Genomic DNA, 17,665 nt, shown 5'->3' with positions numbered 1-17,665 from the left:
GCGGCCGGATGAGGGGGGACACGCCTATGACAAGATTTCTGACCATCGCCGCAGCACTCGCCATGGCGGGGGCGGCCGCGCCCGTGGCGGCGCAGAGCTATGATGCCAAGCGCGTCGTCATGTCGGTCAAGCAGGCCGATCTGGAGGCGATCGTCAAATCGCTCGGTCACACGATCAAGGAAACCGGCAAGCCGGGCGAGACCTATCTCGCCGCAGAGAGTGAGGACGGGATCATCTACCTCCTGTTCGGCACCGCCTGCGACGTGAAGGGCGTTCCGGGCTGCCAGGGCGTCATGATGCAGGCGCGCTACGACCTGCCCGCGACCACCACCTACCAGACCCTCGCCAAGGCCAATGACGATCTGGCCGCGATCGGCACGACCGCCGACTTCACCGAGAAGTCGCTGATCTTCACCCGCTACCACGTCCTCGATAAGGGTGTGACGATGGGCAATATCAGCGCCAATGTGGACGTGCTGCTCGGCCTCGTGGGCGATGCCTATGCGATGGCGGCGGGCGAGGAACCGGCGGCGGAATAGAGCCTAAAGGTCGCCCGAAACCTCGGGCCGATCCTGCAGCACCCGCCCGCGCTCGTTCTGGTTGATCGCCAGCGCGAGGCCCGCCATCGCGGCGAACTGGCGCGCGGCGCGGGCGGCGTTCTCGTGATCGCGGGCGGCGTCCATCCCGCCGCTCTCGAACAGGTCGCCCGCCTCGATCGCGATGATCACCTCGCCGCGCGAGAACAGCGCGCGCAGCTCGCGCGCGTCGAAGGCGTTCTCGAGCCGCAGGAGATGCTCGACATAGCTCGGATGCACCAGCACGCGCGCCTCGACCTGATCGTCGGAATAGAGCGCGAAGGTCTCGCCGAATGCCGGGTGGACCTGATCGACACGGTCGAGGCGGTGGCCCTCGAAGCTGACGTGATCGCTCGCCCCGCCGAGCCCCATCCACTTGCGGTGCTTGCCCGCGCGTTCGAGCAGCGTGGTGGAATGGAAGCTGCGGCCGAAACCCATGCGGATGATCGGCCCGCGGAACACCGTCACCCAGCGCCGGTTCTTGCCCGACCCGCGCTGTTCCTCGAGATGGCATTCATAAAGGTCGAAATCATGCCCCTCGAGCGCGCCGTGCCAGCGGTCCTCGAAGTCCGAGCGGTCGTAGGAGGGCAGCAGACCATAGGTGCGCGCTGCCTCGAACTCGGGGCCGGGCTCGACCTCGGCGGCATAGGTGAGGCCGTAGCTTGCTGCGATGGCGGAGTTGATCCCGGTCTTGATCGCCTGCGTCGCGGCAGCGATCGGGCGATATCCCCAATATGCCGTGCCCGCGATGCCCCCGGCGGTCAGCACCATCGACAACTGCGTCGGCACAGGGCTGAACCACACGAAAGCGAGCACCGGCATCAGGATCACCGCGCCCCAGACCCAGCGGCTCGTGGCCTGCTTCTTCGCGCTTTCGCGCATCTCGTTCTGGCCGGCGAGCCAATCCGCCAGGCCGCCCTGCATCAGGGCGTTGATATCCAATCCCAAGCTTCCCGCCATTTTTTGTTATTAACACCTCTCCCTTAACGAATATGCTCTATGCGGGGCGCCGTTGACAAGCGTTGCTCTGCTTGGGGAGGCAATATGGGCTGGTTCGTAATTCTCGCTGTTCTTGGCGTCGCGCTGCTGGTGCTGATCGGCATCTACAACAAGCTCGTGGGCCTCAGGCAGAGCGTGCGGCAGGGCGTCGCGGATATCGACGCGCAGCTGCGCCAGCGGCATGACCTGATCCCCAATCTGGTCGAGACGGTGAAGGGCTATGCCGGGCACGAATCGGCGACCTTCGAGGCGGTGATCGCGGCGCGCAATGCTGCGGCCAGCGGCGCGCCGTCCTCGGGCAGCGAGCAGCAGCTGAAGAGCGCGCTCGGCAATCTGCTGGCGCTGGGCGAGGCCTATCCCGACTTGAAGGCGAGCGCCAATTTCCAGTCGCTCCAGGGCGAGCTCGCCGATGTCGAGGACAAGCTTGCCGCCGCGCGCCGTGCCCTCAACGCCGCGGTCGCCCGCTTCAACGCCGCGCGCGAATCCTTCCCGGCGGTGCTGTTTGCCGGAATGCTCGGATTCGCCGAGGCCGATTTCCACCGGCTCGACGCGAGCGAGCAGGGGACGGTCGATCAGGTGCCCAAGATCGGCTTCTGATCGCATGGGGGTTTTGCCGTAAAATTCGCGGATTTCCGTCACATTCCGGTCGTGTTTGCGGCGCTGTCTTCGAAAAGTAACATTTCGGCCCCCGGGCACGCATTTTTCGTTTGCATTCCCCCCCCAAAGCCCTATCTGCGCGCTTCCGCTGCCCCAAGGGGACTTCCAAACCGCAAGGCAGCTTGTCGTTTTATGGTTCAACAGAACCGTTTTGGGGGTCCCTTGAGTTGCACATCTACCCTGACGCACTGGCTGTAGTCCGCGACCTCCGTCCGGACGAACCCGTCATCCTCAACCGCCCGCACGCCGCGCGGCGCGCCGCCCGTTTCTTCGTCGAGAAGTTTCCGGGCAAGGTGCTCTATGCGGTCAAGGCCAACCCCGCGCCCGATCTGATCGAGGTGCTGTGGAGCGCCGGTGTCACCCACTATGACGTCGCCTCGATCACCGAGGTGCGGCTGGTGCGCGGCATCCTGCCCGAGGCCGTGCTGTGCTTCATGCACCCGGTGAAGACCCCGCAGGCGATCCGCGAGGCCTATTTCGAGCACGGCGTGCGCACCTTCAGCCTCGACACCTACGAGGAGCTGGGGAAGATCGTCGCGGCCTGCACCGATCCTGCGACCGGCGAGGCACCGCGCGACCTGCGCCTGTGCGTGCGGCTGCGCGTGTCCTCGGAGTATTCGGAGCTGAGCCTCGCGTCGAAGTTCGGTTGCGACCTGATCGAAGCCCCGCAGCTGCTCCAGCAGGCCCGCCAGCATTGCGACTGGCTGGGCGTGTGCTTCCACGTCGGCAGCCAGGCGATGACCCCGTTCGCCTTCGTCCAGGCCCTCGACCGCACCCGCGCGGCGATCGCCGAGGCGTCGGTCGTGATCGACATGATCGACGTCGGCGGGGGCTTCCCGAGCGCCTATCCGGGGCTCGAGCCGCCGCCGATGGAAGATTACTTCGCGATCATCGCCAAGCACTTCGAGGCGCTGCCCGTCGCCTACAACGCCGAGCTGTGGTGCGAACCCGGCCGTGCGCTGTCGGCCGAGTATTCCTCGATGATCGTGCAGGTGAACAAGCGCCGCGACGAGGAACTCTACATCAACGACGGTGCCTATGGCGCGCTCTACGATGCCGCCCACGTCGCGTGGCGCTTCCCGGTGCGCGCGCTCGAGGACGATCTGATCGAGGAAGACGAGGACTTCGCCTTCTACGGGCCGACCTGCGACGATGCCGACTACATGAAGGGCCCGTTCCGGCTGCCGGCGGACATTCAGGCGGGCGACTATATCGAGATCGGGATGCTCGGGGCCTACGGCGCGGCGATGAAGACCGGCTTCAACGGCTATGGCAATGCGGTGGCCGTCACCGTGCAGGACGAGCCGATGATGAGCCTGTTCAACGGCACCCGCGTTCGCGAGGCGACCGACAACGTGGTGAGCCTGCGCTGATCCTTTTGGCCGCTCCGCCTGCGTGGCGGGGCGGCCACAATGGCGCGCATTTGTCGCAAAAATGCCACAGGAATGACAAGAAGCCCTGCCTTGCGGGGCAATTTTCTTACGCTTCGGGCCGCTTGCCGATAGCTTTCTGGTGTCATCAACCTCTCTGACACCGAGGAAGCAACAACAATGGCTCGTCGCACCACTTTCTCCACCGGCACCGCTCTTATGGCCCTCGCGCTGGGCTGCGTCTCGCACACTGCCTTCGCGCAGGACGAGGTCGCCTCCGCCGACGCCGAGGCCGAGGCCGCGCAGGGTGATCCGATCATCGTCACCGGCACCCGCCGCACCGACCGCACCGTCTCCGAAAGCACCGTTCCGATCGACGTCATCGGTTCCGAGGCGCTGCTCAACCAGGGCGTGACCGAGACCAACCGGCTGCTCAACAACCTCGTGCCCTCGTTCAACTTCCCGCAGCCCTCGCTGACTGACGGCACCGATTCGCTGCGCCCGGCCACCCTGCGCGGCCTCGCGCCCGATCAGGTGCTGGTGCTGGTCAATGGCAAGCGCCGCCATTCGAGCGCGCTGCTCAACCTCAACGGCTCGATCGGCCGCGGCTCGACCGGGGTCGACATGAACACCATCCCCCCGCTCGCGATCGACCGCATCGAAGTGCTGCGCGACGGGGCGGCCTCGCAATATGGCTCTGACGCGATCGCGGGGGTGATCAACATCCAGCTGCGCAAGGGGCAGGGCGGCCGCGCGCAGGTGACCTACGGCAAGTACATCACCACGATGGAGGACGTCGCCCAGGTCCGCAGCGTCGCGCCCACCACGGGGGCGAGCGATGATCCGGTGATCACCTACACCGGCGAGGACCGCAAGCGCCGCGACGGCGACACCATCACCTTCGCGGCCAATTACGGCCTGCCGCTGGGCGACAGCGGCTTCATCAACATCACCGCCGAATACAAGGACCGCGACCCGACCAACCGTTCGGGCCCCGACATCCGCCGCCAGTATGCCGGCATCGGCGACGTGCGCGAGACCACCGCGAACCGCTACAACCACCGCTTCGGCGACGGCAAGTCCGAGGACGTGAACCTCTTCGTCAACACCGGGATCGACGTGAGCGAAAGCTTTGAGCTCTACGCCTTCGGCAGCTACGGCAACCGCAAGGCCAACGGCACCGGCTTCTTCCGCCGCCCGAACGACGCGCGCAACCGCGACTTCGCCAATGGCGGCGCGCCGTTCTATCCCGACGGCTTCCTGCCGCAGATCGATTCCGACATCGAGGACATCGCGCTCACCGCCGGGATCCGCGGCGAGACCGGGGGCTGGAACCTCGACCTCTCGATCGGCTACGGCAGCAACCGCCTCGATTACGGCGTGTCGAACAGCTGGAACGCCTCGCTCGGTGGGCTGGTGAGCCCGACCGAATTCGATGCCGGGGGCCTGCGTTCGGGTCAGACCGCGGTCAATTTCGACGCCCAACGCGACATCGACCTCGGCATCGGCGAGACCTCGATCGCCTTCGGGGGCGAGTGGCGCAACGAGAACTACAAGATCGTGCCGGGCGAAACCGCGAGCTGGATTGCCGGGCCGTTCTTCTTCACGAACAACGCCGCGCCCGGCGCGCAGGTGTTCCCCGGCTTCCAGCCTTCGACCGAGGTTGACGCCTCGCGTGACAGCTTTGCCGCCTATGCCGAACTCGACACCGATCTGTCGGACATGTTCAACGTGCAGATCGCCGGGCGTTACGAGCACTTCTCGGACTTCGGCGACACGCTGAACGGCAAGATCGCGGCGCGTTTCGAGCCGGTCGAAGGGCTGGCCTTCCGCGGTGCGGCCTCGACCGGCTTCCGCGCGCCAGGGATGGCGCAGCAATTCTTCTCCACCACCTCGACCAACAACGTCCCCGGCGTGGGCCTGATCGAGATCGGCACCTTCCCGGTCAATTCGCCGATCGCCATCGCGCTGGGCGCGCAGCCGCTCGAGCCCGAGGAATCGGTCAACCTCAGCGGCGGCGTGGTGTTCACGATGGTCGAGGGGCTGAGCCTCACGGTCGATTACTACAACATCAAGATCAACGACCGCATCGTGCTGACCGAGAACCTGCAAGGCGCCGACGTGGTCGCGCTGCTCCAGGCGGCGGGCGTGGTCGGCAGCTCGGCGCGGTTCTTCATCAACGGCATCGACACCCGCACCGAGGGTCTCGATATCGTCGCGAGCTACCGCGTGCCCGATTTCGGCGCGGGCCGCTTCACGCTGACCGCGGGCTTCAACGTCAACGATACCAGCATCACCGACCGCCGGACCTTCTCGGGCTTCAACGCCCAGCGCCTGTTCGCCCGGCCGGAAAGCTTCCGCCTGACCGACGGGCAGCCGGCCAACAAGCTCAACCTCGGGCTCGACTGGGAGCTGGCGCCCTTCGGCGCGAGCTTGCGCGCCAACCGCTTCGGTTCGGTGTTCCTGCCGATCGGTTCGAACAACGACCTGTCGATCGCCAAGGGCGCCGCCCCGGGCGACGTGACGCTCACGCCCAAGTGGGTGGTCGATCTGGAAGCGCGCTACACGCTGATGGAGCGCATCCAACTGGCCGTGGGCGCGAACAACCTGTTCGACGAATATCCCGACCGTCTGCCCTTCGGCGTCGTCGGCGGGTTCAATTTCGGCCAGAATCAGGCGTTTCTGCCCTATTCCTCGCAGTCGCCCTTTGGCTTCAGCGGGCGCTTCCTCTACGGGCGCGTGAGCGTCGAGTTCTAAGGCGGCAATCGCAAGCCGGGAGGGGCGCGTGCTCCTCCCGGCTCGCTTACGGCGTTACAGCCGTACCTCGGCGACCTTGTCCTTGTAGTCCTGTTTGGGGTCGATCCCGATCAGCATCTTGATGCCTGCGACCAGCGAGGAGGCGTCGATCCAGATCTCGGCGTCTTCGGGGTCGAGGCGGATGAGCGCGATCTTCGGATCGTCCTTGCCCTCGTACCAGGCCGCGACGAAGCGGTTCCAGAGCCGGTCGATGGTCGCGCGGTCGCGGGTGGTGGAGAGCCCGCCGTGGACCGTCGCCCAGACGTCATGCCCCTTGGAGGCGAAATGCGCCATGGCGCGCGGCTGCCCATCGCCAAGTTCGGCCTGTTGGATACCGCGATAGAGGTGGTTGTCGGTGGAGGTGAAGAACCACAGCGGGCCGTGGTATTCGCCGCCTTCGTAGAGCTCGTCCTCGAGCTGCGCGGTCATCGGACGGGCGTGGCCGTCCTCACCCTCGGCGAGGCCGAGGAACATCGTCATGTCGCTTTTCAGCGCTTTCCAGAATTTCGAACGGATTTCCGCGTCGGTCGCCATGCCTGTCTCCTGTGAACGGGACAGGCGCTAGCGCCGACGCGGGGGAAAAGTTCCGCTTAGAAAACCTCGAAGAGACCAGCTGCACCCATGCCGCCGCCAACGCACATGGTGACGACGACATACTTGGCGCCGCGGCGCTTGCCTTCGATCAGCGCGTGGCCGGTGCAGCGCGCGCCGGTCATGCCGTAGGGGTGGCCGATCGAGATCGAGCCGCCGCTGACGTTGAGGATGTCGTTGGGGATGCCGAGCGTGTCGCGGCAGTAGAGCACCTGCACCGCGAAGGCCTCGTTCAGTTCCCAAAGGCCGATGTCGTCCATCTTGAGGCCGGTCTGCTTGAGCAGCTTCGGGATCGCGAAGACCGGGCCGATGCCCATCTCGTCGGGCTCGGTGCCCGCGACCGCCATGCCGACATAGCGGCCGAGCGGCTGAAGCCCGCGCTGTTCGGCGATCTTGGCTTCCATCAGCACGCTCGCCGAGGAACCGTCCGACAGCTGCGAGGCGTTGCCCGCGGTGATGTTCATGCCCGGGCCCATCACCGGGTTGAGGCTCTGGAGGCCCTCAAGCGTGGTCTCGGGACGGTTGCCTTCGTCCTTGGTGACGGTCACTTCCTTCTGCGAGACTTCCTTCGTCTCCTTGTCGACCACGTTCATGGTGACGGTGACGGGGACGATCTCGGCATCCAGACGCCCCTCGGCCTGCGCCTGCGCGGTGCGCATCTGCGACTGGTAGGCGTATTCGTCCTGCGCCTCGCGGCTGATGTTGTAGCGCTTGGCGACGGTCTCGGCGGTGCCGAGCATCGGCATGTAGACGTCCTTGTGCATCGCGATCAGCGAGCGGTCGGGCGCAACGCGCATCTCGGGGGTCTGGACGAGGCTGGTCGAATCCTGACCGCCGCCGACAACGATATCCATGTTGTCGACGATGATCTGCTTGGCGGCGGTGGCAATCGCCATCAGGCCGCTGGAGCACTGGCGGTCGATGGTCTGGCCGCTGACGCCCACGGGGCAACCGGCGCGCAGCGCGACCTGGCGGGCGATGTTGCCGGCCTGGGTGCCCTGCGTGAGGACGGTGCCCCACACCACGTCGTCGATCTGGCCGGCTTCGATCCCGGCGCGTTCGATCGCGGGGGCGAGGGAGAGGGCGCCGAGCGTCGGCCCGGGCGTGGCGTTGAAGGCGCCCTTGTAGGCGCGGCCGATGGGGGTGCGGGCGGTGGAAACGATGACGGCGTCACGGGCCATGTTGGGGGTATCCTTGATTATCTGGAAGGCCGGCGGGTGCGGCCAGCGGCCCCGGCTTTCGCCGGGGCGACGTTAGGGCGCAAAATCAGACGAAGTATTGCGTGATCCACTCGCACATGAGGGCGGGCTTGTCCTCGCCTTCGATCTCGATCGTGATCTCGCAGGTCTGCTGCCACTGGCCGGGGCGCTTCTCGACCATTTCGAGCAGCTTCCAGTGCCCGCGGATGCGCTTGCCGGCGCGCACGGGGGCGATGAAGCGGGTCTTGTTGCCGCCGTAGTTGACGCCCATCTTCACCCCATCGACGCGCGGCGCGCCGCCCTGGGCGCCGAGATAGGGGATCATCGAGAGCGTCAGGAAGCCATGCGCGATCGTGCCGCCGAAGGGGGTCATCTTCGCCATCTCTTCGTTGACGTGGATGAACTGGTGGTCACCGGTCGCCTCGGCGAACTGGTTGATGCGTTCCTGGCTCATTTCGGCCCAGTCGCTGGTGCCGATCACTTCGCCGACCTTGGCGGCCAAATCCTGTGCGTTCATCGGGGCTCCTCCTCTTGTGTGCGAGGCGCCCGATCCGGGGCCGCCCTCGCTTGCCTTGCGCGGCGCTTCATGGCGCAAGCGAGAGGGGAGCGCAACGGCCAGAACTATGCCGCTACGGCACCGTGCATCTGGCCATTCGCCGCAGCGCGGCGCGAGGCGCTGCGGGCCAAACTCGCCCGCGCCGAATCGATCCGCAGGCAATAGGTGTTGAGCCCGATCTGGAGGCCCACCAGCATCAGCATCACCGGCTGATAGGCGATCCCCTGGAACAGCGCCCCGACGAGGTAGATCACCGCCCCCATCTGGAGCGCGGCGGCAAGCGGCGCGATCCAGCGGGTGGTCTCCTCCCCGGCCGCCTTCCAGCGGCGCTGGATCCGCTCCATCTGCCACAGGCCGACAAGGTGCAGCAGCAGCCACAGGCCGAGCCCCGGCCAGCCCTGTTCGCCGAGCATCTCGAACACCGAGGAATGGTAGGCGCGCGCCTTGTCCTCGACCTCGGTGTATTCGATGGTGGTGGTGTTCCCCTCGGTCTTCTTGACCGGCATGGTGTAGGTGAACCTGTTCGAGCGATAGGCATCGAACCCGCCGCCCAGCGGCTTGGTCTGGACATAATCGAGCGTCCAGTTCCACACCGCCACGCGGGTCGAGGCGCTCTCGTCGCCGCCCGGCTCGGCGATGGTCGCCATGCGGTCGTAATAGGATTGCGGCAGGAAGGGCAGGGCGGTCAGCCCGAGCACCCCGGCTCCCGCGATGAACAGCAGGCGGCGCTTGGTGTAGCGGAGCATCAGCACGGCGAGCGCGGCGATGCACAGGAGTCCCGTGCGTGCCTCGGTCCCGATCGGCACCAGCAGCGCGGCGAAGGTCAGCGCGGCGGCGAATAGCGTCACCGTCCAGTGCTTCGGGAAGACCGTGCCGTGCTTCACCAGCCACCACAGCAGGGGGATCAGCCCGATCGCCACGGTCGCCAGCGTTGAGCTTTCGTAGATACCCGAGTTGTCGTCGACGAAGAAATTGAGCTCGCCATAGCCGCCCCCGCCGGTCACCACCTTCAATCCCGTCGCGATGACGATCATCGCCACGCTCAGCACCAGCGAGAGCGCCAGCCCCTCGATCCGCGCGCGGGTGGTCAAGGTGAGGGGGAGGAAGATCGCGAAGAGCAGCGCCTTCCACACCCAGTCCCACTTGGTCAGCGCCTCCTCGGGGAAATCGGCATTGCCGGTGGTCCACCAGCAATAGCCGAGCAGCGCCAGCATCAGCCCCTGCCGCAGGGTGAAGCGCGCGCCCTCCTTGCGGTCGATCGCGAGCCACCCCCCGAAGGCCGCGGCAAAGGCGATCAGCGACAGCGGCAGGGTGGTGATGATCGAATAGCCGATCCGCTGGGGCGAGAGGATGTCGATATAGATATAGAGAAGCACCCAAAGGAACGGGCGCCTGAGGCCGAGCAGCATCACGTATGCGATGAATACGAGGAAGAAGAGGTCCTTCACTGCGCCGCCTCGTCGCTGTCTGCCGCCTGCCCGCTGCGCGCGCGGCGCGCCTCGTTGCGGCCCGAGACGCTGGCGGCCTTGCGGTTGCCGGCGGTCTCGGACTTGATCTCCTCGAGCAGCGGATCGACATCGAGCCCCTCGCGCATCACCAGCCGCATCAGGGCGACCGCGAGCAGGCCATGGCCGAGGGCAAGGGCGAAGGTGTCGATCATCTCTCAGGCGGGTTCCGCTGGCGTCATGGGGGAGCCTTACTCCTAGCCAGTTGACGCCGCGTTAAGCACGCCTGCGATAGAGCGTCGGGCCATGACCCGCGTCCTTCACGTCCTCGACCACTCGCTGCCGCTTCACAGTGGCTATACCTTCCGCACGCGTGCCATTCTGAAAGCGCAGGAGGGCCACGGGCTGGAAGTGCGCGGGATCACCGGGCAGCGGCACAATCTTGAAGCCCCCGGCGGGCCTGCGACCGAGGAGGCCGACGGGCTCATCTTCCACCGCACCCCCGGCACCCCCTCGGGCCCTCCCGCCTTGCGCGAGCTGGGCGAGATCGAGGCGCTCACCGCGGCGATCATCGCTCTGGCCGACGAATGGCGCCCCGACATCATCCACGCCCATTCGCCCGCCCTGTGCGGCGCGGCGGCCGAGCGTGCAGCGCGGGCGCTGGGCGTGCCCTTCGTCTACGAGATCCGCGCCTTCTGGGAGGACGCCGCGGTCGGCAACCTTTCGGGCACCGAGGGCAATCTCAAATACCGCCTGACCCGCGCGCTCGAGACCCGCGTGGCGCGCGCGGCGGATGCGCTGTTCACGATCTGCCACGGCCTCAAGGACGATCTGGCGGCGCGCGGCATTCCCGAGGGGCGCATCAATGTCATGCCCAACGGGGTCGATTTGGGGCTCTTCGGCGATCCGCCCCCGCGCGACGAGAACCTTGCGCGCGATCTCGGCATTGCGCCGGGGGCTCCGGTGATCGGCTATATCGGCAGCTTCTATGCCTATGAGGGCGTCGACGACCTGATCGCCGCCATGCCCCTGCTGCGGCAATCCCACCCCGAGGCGCGGCTGCTGCTGGTGGGTGCCGGGCCGATGGCCGAAAGCTGGCGCGCCGCCGCCGCCCGCCTGCCCGAGCCTGACGCGGTGATCTTCACCGGGCGCGTGGCCCACACCGCAGTCGAGCGCTACTATTCGCTGGTCGACGTGCTCGCCTATCCGAGGAAGGCCCAGCGCCTCACCGATCTGGTAACCCCCCTGAAGCCCTTGGAAGCGATGGCCCAGCGCCGGCTGGTGGCCGCATCGAGCGTCGGCGGGCACCGCGAGCTGATCGAGGACGGGATCACGGGCACGCTCTTCGCCCCCGACGATCCGGCCGCCTGCGCCGCCGCGCTCGCGCGGCTGCTGGACAATCGCGGCGACTGGGAGGCGATGAAGGCGCGCGCGGTCGATCATGTGCGCACCCGCCACGACTGGGCCGCAAATGCGCGGCGTTATCTCTCTGTTTACCATCTCTTGATAGCCCAAGGTAATACGGACGGCGCGCCGCGCGCTGTCGCACGGACGGGGTAGTTTTCGCATGGCAACGGGGCACAAGGGCAAGTCGGCGCAGAGCAAGGGCAAGCACAAGCCGGGCCCCGCCCGCAAGCGTCCTGCCAGGCTGCCGCTTGCCGCGCACCGGGCCTTCCCGCCGCTCCTCGGCCTGTGGGGCGCGCTGCTGGGTGCAGGCGTGGTGGTGGTACTGCCCGAGGCGATGGTGCTCGAGATGCTGCACGGCACGCTGATCGGCACCTGGGCCGCGGCGGCGCAGCCCTCGCTCGCGTGGATTTCCGGCGGATTGCTCGGCGCCCTGCTGTTCGCCTTTGCCGCCTGGCGCCACGTCGGCGCGCGTCGCACCATCAAGGGCCCCTCGGTGGTCAAGATGGCCGCGCGTCAGGTGAACCCGATCAATCCCGCGCGCGACCTCGGTTCGCTGCGGCTCGACGATCCGGTCGAGACCATGCCTTTCTCGACGCCCGCGTGGCGCGATGCCGATCTTGCAGAGCCCAAGCCGGCACAGGCGCCCGAGCCCGCTGCCGCCCCGCGCGAACTCGACCTCAGCGAATTCGCCGAACTGCCCGGCCGCAATGCGGTGTGGGTCGAGGAACCGGCGCCCGCGCAAGATACCGCGCCCGAGCCCGCACCCGTCGCCGCTGCGCCCGCCGCGCCGGTCGCCGAGCGCCCCGCCGCACCCGAACCCAAGGTCTCGGCCTTGCCGCCTGCGCCGGGCAAGGCCGCGCTCGCCCGCCTGCGCGCGGTGCCGGCCAGCGAGCTCAGCCTTGCCGAGATGGTCGAACGCTTCGCCGGTGCGCTCCACGAAGTGCGCGAGAACGCGCCCGGCCGCTCGCTTGGCCCCGGCGATCTCGCGGCGCGCGAGGCGGCGCTGGCCGAAGCCCTGAAGGCGCTCGAGGCACTGAGCGGCAAGGGTCGCCCCGCGCCGCGCCTGCCGCGCCGCGATGAGTCCCTCCACGGCGTGCGCATCCGCTTCCAGCCGCAATACCAGCGCGCCCGCGGCGCCGCGTGAGCGCGCAGGATCGGCGCAAAAGCTGCAACCGACCGGGCCGGAACCTGCGCCTGGCGCAATCAACCTAAAGTCTGAATAGGTCTGCGAGAAATATTCCTTCGCGCGCAGCCCTTGCCAAACCCGCTTCCTGTCGGCATGAGGGCCCCGAAAACGGGCAATGGTCACCCCTAAAGGGGCGGGCTGCGCCCGAATGACCTGCCTGAGGCGTGTTCCTTTGCATGAGCGATCATGCGACAAGGTTCGCGCCTCTCGGCATCTGACAGATCGGACTTGACGCATGGGTTACCCCTCCGCCCAGGGTCTCTACGACCCCGCCAACGAACATGACGCCTGCGGCGTCGGCATGGTTGCGCATATCAAGGGCGAGAAAAGCCATGCCATTATCGCCAGCGCGCTCGAGATTCTCGAGAAGCTCGACCACCGCGGCGCGGTCGGCGCGGACCCGCTGCTGGGGGACGGCGCGGGGATTCTGATCCAGATTCCCGATCCGCTGATTCGCCGCTGGGCGGACAGCGCAGGTCACGATCTGCCGCAGCCGGGCGACTATGCCGTGGGCATGTGCTTCCTGCCGCAGGACGCGGCCGCGCGCGACTTCGTCAAGGCGCGGATGGAGGCCTTCACCGCCAAGGAAGGCCAGCGCTTCATCGGCTGGCGCGAGGTGCCGACCACGCCCGCCGGCCTCGGCGCGGCGGTGATCGCCTCGATGCCGGTGATCGAGATGGCGGTGATTGGGCGCGGGGCGAACTGCGCCGATCAGGACGCCTTCGAGCGCAAGCTGCTGACGATCCGCAAGCAGGTGCAGAACCCGCTCGCGCAGCTCGCTGAGAAGCACGGCCTTCCGGGGGTGACCGAGACCTATATCCCGTCCTTCTCGACCCGCACCGTGGTCTACAAGGGGCTGCTGCTGGCGACGCAGGTTGGCAGCTTCTATGACGACCTGCGCGATCCGGCCTGCGTTTCGGCGCTGGGCCTCGTCCACCAGCGTTTCTCGACCAACACCTTCCCCAGCTGGCGCCTCGCCCACCCGTTCCGCTTCATCGCGCACAATGGCGAGATCAACACGGTCCGCGGCAACGTCAACTGGATGAACGCCCGCCGCCGCACGATGGAAAGCGAGCTGCTGGGGCCGGATCTCGACAAGATGTGGCCGATTATCCCGCACGGGCAATCGGACACGGCATGCCTCGACAATGCGCTCGAACTGCTGATCGCGGGCGGATACAGCCTCGCCCATGCGATGATGATCCTCATCCCAGAGGCCTGGGCCGGCAACCCGCTGATGACGCCCGAGCGGCGCGCTTTCTACGAATATCACGCCGCCCTGATGGAGCCGTGGGACGGCCCGGCCTCGGTGTGCTTCACCGATGGCCGCCAGATCGGCGCGACGCTCGACCGCAATGGCCTGCGCCCTGCGCGCTTCTGCGTCACCAAGGACGACATCGTCTGCCTCGCCTCGGAAAGCGGCGTGCTGCCCTTCCGCGAGGAGGACATCGTGCGCAAGTGGCGCTTGCAGCCCGGCAAGATGCTGCTGATCGACCTCGAACAGGGCCGCATCATCGAGGATGACGAGCTCAAGGCCGATCTCGCCAATGCCGAGCCCTATGCCGAGTGGCTGCATCAGGCGCAGTACAAGCTGGAAGACATCACCGACGTGGTGCCCGAACTCGCCGCGATCCCGGCGGAAGAGGGCACGCTGCTCACCCGCCAGCAGGCCTTCGGCTACACGCAGGAGGACATCACCCGCTTCCTCGAACCGATGGCGGTGGACGCCGACGATCCCATCGGCTCGATGGGCACCGACACGCCGATCGCAGTGCTCTCGGACCGCGCGCGGCTGCTCTATGATTATTTCAAGCAGAACTTCGCGCAGGTCACCAACCCGCCGATCGATCCGATCCGCGAAGAACTCGTGATGAGCCTCACCAGCATGATCGGCCCGCGCCCGAACCTGCTCGGCCGCGATGCCGGGACGCACAAGCGCCTCGAGGTCGACCAGCCGATCCTGACGAACGAAGACCTCGCCAAGATCCGCTCGGTCGAAGAGGCATTGGACGGCGCATTCCGCTGCGCCACGATCGACATCACATGGGACGCCAAGAGCGGGGCCGAAGGCCTTGAAATGGCATTGAAGGAGATGTGCTGGGCCGCGACCGAGGCGGTGCTTCAGGATCACAACATCCTTGTCCTCAGCGACCGCGGCCAGAGCGAAACCCGCGTGCCGATGCCCGCGCTGCTGGCTACCGCGGCGGTGCACCACCACCTCGTCCGCCAGGGCCTGAGGATGCAGACCGGCCTCGTGGTCGAGACGGGGGAGGCGCGCGAAGTGCATCACTTCTGCGTGCTCGCGGGCTACGGCGCCGAGGCGATCAACCCCTATCTCGCCTTCGAAACGCTTGAAGCCCTGCGCGCCAAGCGGCACCCGGAGCTTCCGGCCTACAAGGTGCAGCAGAACTTCATCAAGGCGATCGGCAAGGGCATCCGCAAGGTCATGTCCAAGATGGGCATCTCGACCTACCAGTCGTACTGCGGCGCGCAGATCTTCGACGCGGTGGGGCTGTCCTCCGCCTTCGTCGAGAAGTATTTCACCGGCACCGCCACCACCATCGAAGGCATCGGCCTTGCCGAAGTCGCCGAGGAAGCGCTGCGCCGCCACGGGCAGGCTTACGGCGACAACCCGCTCTATGACGGGATGCTCGATGTCGGCGGGATCTACCAGTATCGCCTGCGCGGCGAAGAGCACGCTTGGACGCCGCAGAACGTCGCCCAGCTCCAGCACGCGGTGCGCGGCAATGACCCGAAGAATTACGAGGAATTCGCCAAGTCGATCAACGAGCAGTCCGAACGGCTGCTGACGATCCGCGGCCTCTTGGAGTTCAAGAAGGCCGACAAGCCGATCCCGCTGTCGGAAGTCGAACCCGCCAGCGAAATCGTGAAGCGCTTCTCGACCGGCGCGATGAGCCTCGGCTCGATCAGCCACGAGGCGCATTCGACCATGGCGATCGCGATGAACCGCATCGGCGGGCGTTCGAACACGGGCGAGGGCGGGGAGGAGCCGTTCCGCTTCAAGCCGCTCGCCAACGGCGATTCGATGCGCAGCCGGATCAAGCAGGTCGCTTCCGGACGTTTCGGCGTGACCACCGAATACCTCGTCAATTCCGACGATATCCAGATCAAGATGGCGCAGGGCGCAAAGCCCGGCGAAGGTGGGCAGCTGCCGGGCCACAAGGTCGACAAGCGCATCGGCGCGGTGCGGCACTCGACCCCCGGCGTGGGCCTGATCAGCCCGCCGCCGCACCACGACATCTATTCGATCGAGGATCTCGCGCAGTTGATCCACGACCTCAAGAACGTGAACCCGGTCGCGCGGATTTCCGTGAAGCTGGTGTCCGAAGTGGGTGTCGGCACGGTCGCGGCGGGCGTGTCCAAGGCGCGCGCGGATCATGTCACCATCGCGGGCTATGACGGGGGCACGGGCGCTTCGCCACTGACCTCGCTGACGCATGCGGGCTCGCCATGGGAGATTGGCCTTGCCGAGACCCAGCAGACGCTGCTGCTCAACGATCTGCGCCAGCGGATCGCGGTGCAGGTCGACGGCGGCCTGCGCACCGGCCGCGACGTTGCCATCGGCGCGCTGCTGGGTGCGGATGAGTTCGGCTTTGCCACCGCTCCGCTGATCGCTGCGGGGTGCATCATGATGCGCAAGTGCCACCTCAACACCTGCCCCGTCGGCGTCGCCACGCAGGACCCGGTGCTGCGCGCGCGCTTCACCGGCCAGCCGGAGCACGTGGTCAACTATATGTTCTTCGTCGCCGAGGAACTGCGGGCAATCATGGCCGAGCTGGGCTTCCGCACCGTCGCCGAGATGGTCGGCCGGGTCGACCGGCTCGACACTCGACGGATGGAGCGCCACTGGAAGGCGCGGGGCATCGACCTGTCGCGCATCCTCCATCAGGTGCCGCTGAAGGACGGGGCCTCGCTGCGCCAGATCGGCGTGCAGGACCACGGCCTCGACGGCGCGCTCGACAACCGGCTGATCGCCGATTGCCGCACGGCGATCGACACCAAGGCGCCGGTGCAGCTCGAATATGCCGTGCGCAACGTCAACCGCACCGTGGGAGCGATGCTCTCGGGCGAGGTCGCCAAGGCGCACGGGCACGAGGGCCTGCCGACCGACTCGATCCGCATCAACCTCACCGGCGTTGCCGGACAGAGCTTCGGCGCGTGGCTCGCCCATGGGGTGACGCTCGATCTGGTCGGCGATGCCAACGACTATGTCGGCAAGGGGCTCTCGGGCGGGCGCATCATCGTGCGCCAGCCTGCCGAGGCCCCGCGCGCGTCGAACGAGAACATCATCGTCGGCAACACCGTGCTCTACGGCGCGATCGCGGGCGAGGCCTATTTCAACGGCGTAGCGGGCGAGCGGTTCGCGGTGCGCAATTCGGGTGCCATCGCGGTGGTCGAGGGCACCGGGGATCACGGCTGCGAATACATGACCGGCGGCGTGGTGGTGGTGCTCGGCAAGACCGGGCGCAACTTCGCGGCGGGCATGAGCGGCGGGGTCGCCTATGTCTATGATCCCGAAGGCGCTTTCGAGAAGCTCGTGAACCACGCGCAGGTCGATCTGCTGCCGATTTCGGCCGCGCCGGATGCGGAGGAAGGCACGGGCCGCCCGTCGCAGCGCCCGCGCTCGGTCCACGATTTCGGCATGGGCGACATGCTGCGCCACGATGCCGAGCGGCTGCGCATCCTCGTCGAGCGGCACCAGCTCCACACCGGCTCCAAGCTGGCGGGCACGCTGCTGGCAGACTGGGACACGGCGCTGGGCAAGTTCGTCAAGGTGATGCCGCGCGATTATGCGGCAGCGCTCAAGCGCCTCGAAGCCGAGCGGCACGAAGCCGCCAGCGTCGCCGCGGAATAGATTTCAGG

13 protein-coding genes are annotated in these 17,665 nt (G+C 67.1%); 7 read left to right on the top strand and 6 right to left on the bottom strand.

Translation table 11 applies throughout. The annotated features are described in order from the left end of the window. The first annotated feature begins 26 nt into the window (after positions 1-26). The gene (locus PFX90_RS03610) at positions 27-539 is read left to right on the top strand and encodes a type III secretion system chaperone family protein (protein ID WP_285710689.1); all 513 of its coding nucleotides are present in this window, start codon (positions 27-29) and stop codon (positions 537-539) included. Between the two features lie 3 nt (positions 540-542). Here the strand turns inward: PFX90_RS03610 and PFX90_RS03605 are convergent, their stop codons facing one another. After that, the gene (locus tag PFX90_RS03605) at positions 543-1,517 is read right to left on the bottom strand and encodes a DUF3137 domain-containing protein (protein WP_285710686.1); all 975 of its coding nucleotides are present in this window, start codon (positions 1,515-1,517) and stop codon (positions 543-545) included. Positions 1,518-1,619: 102 nt separating this feature from the next. Between PFX90_RS03605 and PFX90_RS03600 the strand changes: the two genes are divergently transcribed. From PFX90_RS03600 to PFX90_RS03590, 3 genes are all read left to right on the top strand, one after another. After that, the gene (locus PFX90_RS03600; protein WP_285710683.1) at positions 1,620-2,171 is read left to right on the top strand and encodes a LemA family protein; all 552 of its coding nucleotides are present in this window, start codon (positions 1,620-1,622) and stop codon (positions 2,169-2,171) included. Positions 2,172-2,398: 227 nt separating this feature from the next. Next, positions 2,399-3,604, top strand: coding sequence for a type III PLP-dependent enzyme domain-containing protein (locus tag PFX90_RS03595; protein ID WP_285710681.1), 1,206 nt, complete (start codon positions 2,399-2,401; stop codon positions 3,602-3,604). A gap of 177 nt (positions 3,605-3,781) precedes the next feature. After that, the gene (locus tag PFX90_RS03590; protein ID WP_285710679.1) at positions 3,782-6,358 is read left to right on the top strand and encodes a TonB-dependent receptor plug domain-containing protein; all 2,577 of its coding nucleotides are present in this window, start codon (positions 3,782-3,784) and stop codon (positions 6,356-6,358) included. A gap of 54 nt (positions 6,359-6,412) precedes the next feature. Here PFX90_RS03590 and PFX90_RS03585 read toward each other — a convergent pair whose 3' ends face one another. The 5 genes from PFX90_RS03585 to PFX90_RS03565 all read right to left on the bottom strand — a co-directional run bounded on the left by PFX90_RS03585 (position 6,413) and on the right by PFX90_RS03565 (position 10,403). After that, a complete protein-coding gene (locus PFX90_RS03585) occupies positions 6,413-6,931 on the bottom strand; it encodes a pyridoxamine 5'-phosphate oxidase family protein (RefSeq protein WP_285710677.1) in 519 nt (172 codons plus the stop codon). 56 nt (positions 6,932-6,987) lie between these two features. Further along, a complete protein-coding gene (locus PFX90_RS03580) occupies positions 6,988-8,169 on the bottom strand; it encodes an acetyl-CoA C-acyltransferase (RefSeq protein ID WP_285710675.1) in 1,182 nt (393 codons plus the stop codon). 85 nt (positions 8,170-8,254) lie between these two features. Next, a complete protein-coding gene (locus tag PFX90_RS03575) occupies positions 8,255-8,704 on the bottom strand; it encodes a MaoC family dehydratase (RefSeq protein WP_285710673.1) in 450 nt (149 codons plus the stop codon). Between the two features lie 104 nt (positions 8,705-8,808). Continuing rightward, entirely contained in the window at positions 8,809-10,191 is a 1,383-nt protein-coding gene (locus tag PFX90_RS03570; RefSeq protein WP_285710670.1) for a putative O-glycosylation ligase, exosortase A system-associated, read from the bottom strand. After that, entirely contained in the window at positions 10,188-10,403 is a 216-nt protein-coding gene (locus PFX90_RS03565; protein WP_285710668.1) for a hypothetical protein, read from the bottom strand. The genes PFX90_RS03570 and PFX90_RS03565 overlap by 4 nt, the downstream gene beginning before the upstream one ends. 91 nt (positions 10,404-10,494) lie before the next feature. Between PFX90_RS03565 and PFX90_RS03560 the strand changes: the two genes are divergently transcribed. From PFX90_RS03560 to gltB, 3 genes are all read left to right on the top strand, one after another. Beyond that, a complete protein-coding gene (locus tag PFX90_RS03560) occupies positions 10,495-11,748 on the top strand; it encodes a TIGR04063 family PEP-CTERM/XrtA system glycosyltransferase (protein WP_285710665.1) in 1,254 nt (417 codons plus the stop codon). A 7-nt stretch (positions 11,749-11,755) separates the two neighbouring features. Next, the gene (locus tag PFX90_RS03555; protein WP_285710662.1) at positions 11,756-12,739 is read left to right on the top strand and encodes a hypothetical protein; all 984 of its coding nucleotides are present in this window, start codon (positions 11,756-11,758) and stop codon (positions 12,737-12,739) included. 277 nt (positions 12,740-13,016) lie between these two features. Then, positions 13,017-17,657 (top strand): glutamate synthase large subunit, encoded by a 4,641-nt coding sequence (gene gltB / locus PFX90_RS03550; RefSeq protein WP_285710660.1) that lies wholly within the window; start codon positions 13,017-13,019, stop codon positions 17,655-17,657. Positions 17,658-17,665 lie beyond the last annotated feature (8 nt).

It is taken from the genome of Erythrobacter oryzae, assembly GCF_030271515.1.
GTDB lineage: Bacteria > Pseudomonadota > Alphaproteobacteria > Sphingomonadales > Sphingomonadaceae > Erythrobacter > Erythrobacter oryzae.
This window is presented reverse-complemented; position numbering and strand designations above follow the sequence as displayed.